Source organism: Alkalibacillus filiformis (genome assembly GCF_030814115.1).
GTDB lineage: Bacteria > Bacillota > Bacilli > Bacillales > Alkalibacillaceae > Alkalibacillus > Alkalibacillus filiformis.
Genome location: NZ_JAUSUP010000030.1, coordinates 1 through 1,238, shown reverse-complemented (window position 1 = coordinate 1,238; position 1,238 = coordinate 1). Strand labels below are relative to the sequence as shown.

General features: G+C 48.0%; 9 tRNA genes and 1 rRNA gene. All 10 read left to right on the top strand.

What is annotated here, in order from left to right:
- Positions 1 to 201: 201 nt before the first annotated feature.
- The 10 genes from rrf to J2R98_RS14460 all read left to right on the top strand — a co-directional run bounded on the left by rrf (position 202) and on the right by J2R98_RS14460 (position 1,136).
- A 5S ribosomal RNA gene (gene rrf, locus J2R98_RS14505) occupies positions 202 to 317 on the top strand.
- Positions 318 to 328: 11 nt separating this feature from the next.
- Positions 329 to 404: transfer RNA gene (locus J2R98_RS14500), tRNA-Val, on the top strand.
- Between the two features lie 12 nt (positions 405 to 416).
- A tRNA-Thr gene (locus J2R98_RS14495) sits at positions 417 to 493 on the top strand.
- A gap of 43 nt (positions 494 to 536) precedes the next feature.
- A tRNA-Lys gene (locus J2R98_RS14490) sits at positions 537 to 612 on the top strand.
- 5 nt (positions 613 to 617) lie between these two features.
- A tRNA-Leu gene (locus J2R98_RS14485) sits at positions 618 to 702 on the top strand.
- A gap of 10 nt (positions 703 to 712) precedes the next feature.
- Positions 713 to 787 (top strand) — tRNA-Gly (locus tag J2R98_RS14480).
- A gap of 7 nt (positions 788 to 794) precedes the next feature.
- Positions 795 to 883 (top strand) — tRNA-Leu (locus tag J2R98_RS14475).
- 5 nt (positions 884 to 888) lie between these two features.
- Positions 889 to 965: transfer RNA gene (locus J2R98_RS14470), tRNA-Arg, on the top strand.
- 11 nt (positions 966 to 976) lie between these two features.
- Positions 977 to 1,050 (top strand) — tRNA-Pro (locus J2R98_RS14465).
- 10 nt (positions 1,051 to 1,060) lie between these two features.
- Positions 1,061 to 1,136 (top strand) — tRNA-Ala (locus J2R98_RS14460).
- The last annotated feature ends 102 nt before the right edge of the window (positions 1,137 to 1,238 follow it).

Here is a 1,238-nt window from a genome sequence, read left to right as displayed (position 1 = left end):
AATACTAATCGATCGAGGACTTAACTTAAAACAAAAGTGAAAAGCGCGTCTTCGACTTTGGTTGACTCTTATCTAGTTTTGAAGGTATAACCTTCTAATAAAATGGATGTAAAATTCCTTCTAAAAAATTGTGAAAAACCCTTGCAATTTTAAATGAGGGTGAATATAATATTACTTGTCCTTGAAATTTGAAACAATTTGTCCGGTGGTATTGGCAGAAAGGTCACACCTGTTCCCATGCCGAACACAGAAGTTAAGCTTTCTAGCGCCGATGGTAGTTGGGGTTCTTCCCCTGTGAGAGTAGGACGCTGCCGGGCAATTGATATATGGAGGATTAGCTCAGCTGGGAGAGCACTTGCCTTACAAGCAAGGGGTCGGTGGTTCGAGCCCGCCATCCTCCACCATCTAATTCAATAGCCGACCTAGCTCAATCTGGCAGAGCAACTGACTTGTAATCAGTAGGTTGGGGGTTCGAGTCCCTCGGTCGGCACCATTCAAGTTAAAATAACATTAATCTGTAAGATTAAGTTAGCGATGAGCCATTAGCTCAGTTGGTAGAGCATCTGACTTTTAATCAGAGGGTCGGAGGTTCGAATCCTCCATGGCTCACCATTCGCGCGGGTGTGGCGGAATTGGCAGACGCGCTAGACTTAGGATCTAGTGTCTTTCGACGTGGGGGTTCGACTCCCTCCACCCGCACCATTTTAATATTGCGGAAGTAGTTCAGCGGTAGAACACCACCTTGCCAAGGTGGGGGTCGCGGGTTCGAATCCCGTCTTCCGCTCCACTATGCTGCCGGGGTGGCGGAATTGGCAGACGCACAGGACTTAAAATCCTGCGGTAGTTTACTACCGTGCCGGTTCGAATCCGGCCCTCGGTACCATCTTTGCGCCCGTAGCTCAATTGGATAGAGCGTTTGACTACGGATCAAGAGGTTAGGGGTTCGACTCCTCTCGGGCGCGCCATTTTAATATTGCGGGAAGTAGCTCAGCTTGGTAGAGCACTTGGTTTGGGACCAAGGGGTCGCAGGTTCGAATCCTGTCTTCCCGATTTCTACAACGGGGCCTTAGCTCAGATGGGAGAGCGCCTGCTTTGCACGCAGGAGGTCAGCGGTTCGATCCCGCTAGGCTCCACCAATTTTTTCTTCGAACCTTGAAAACTAAACAAAATAGCCTGTCGTCAATTCAGTTTTCTTCTAGTGATTGACTAAGAAGAAAACAACGATGACATTAAATTAT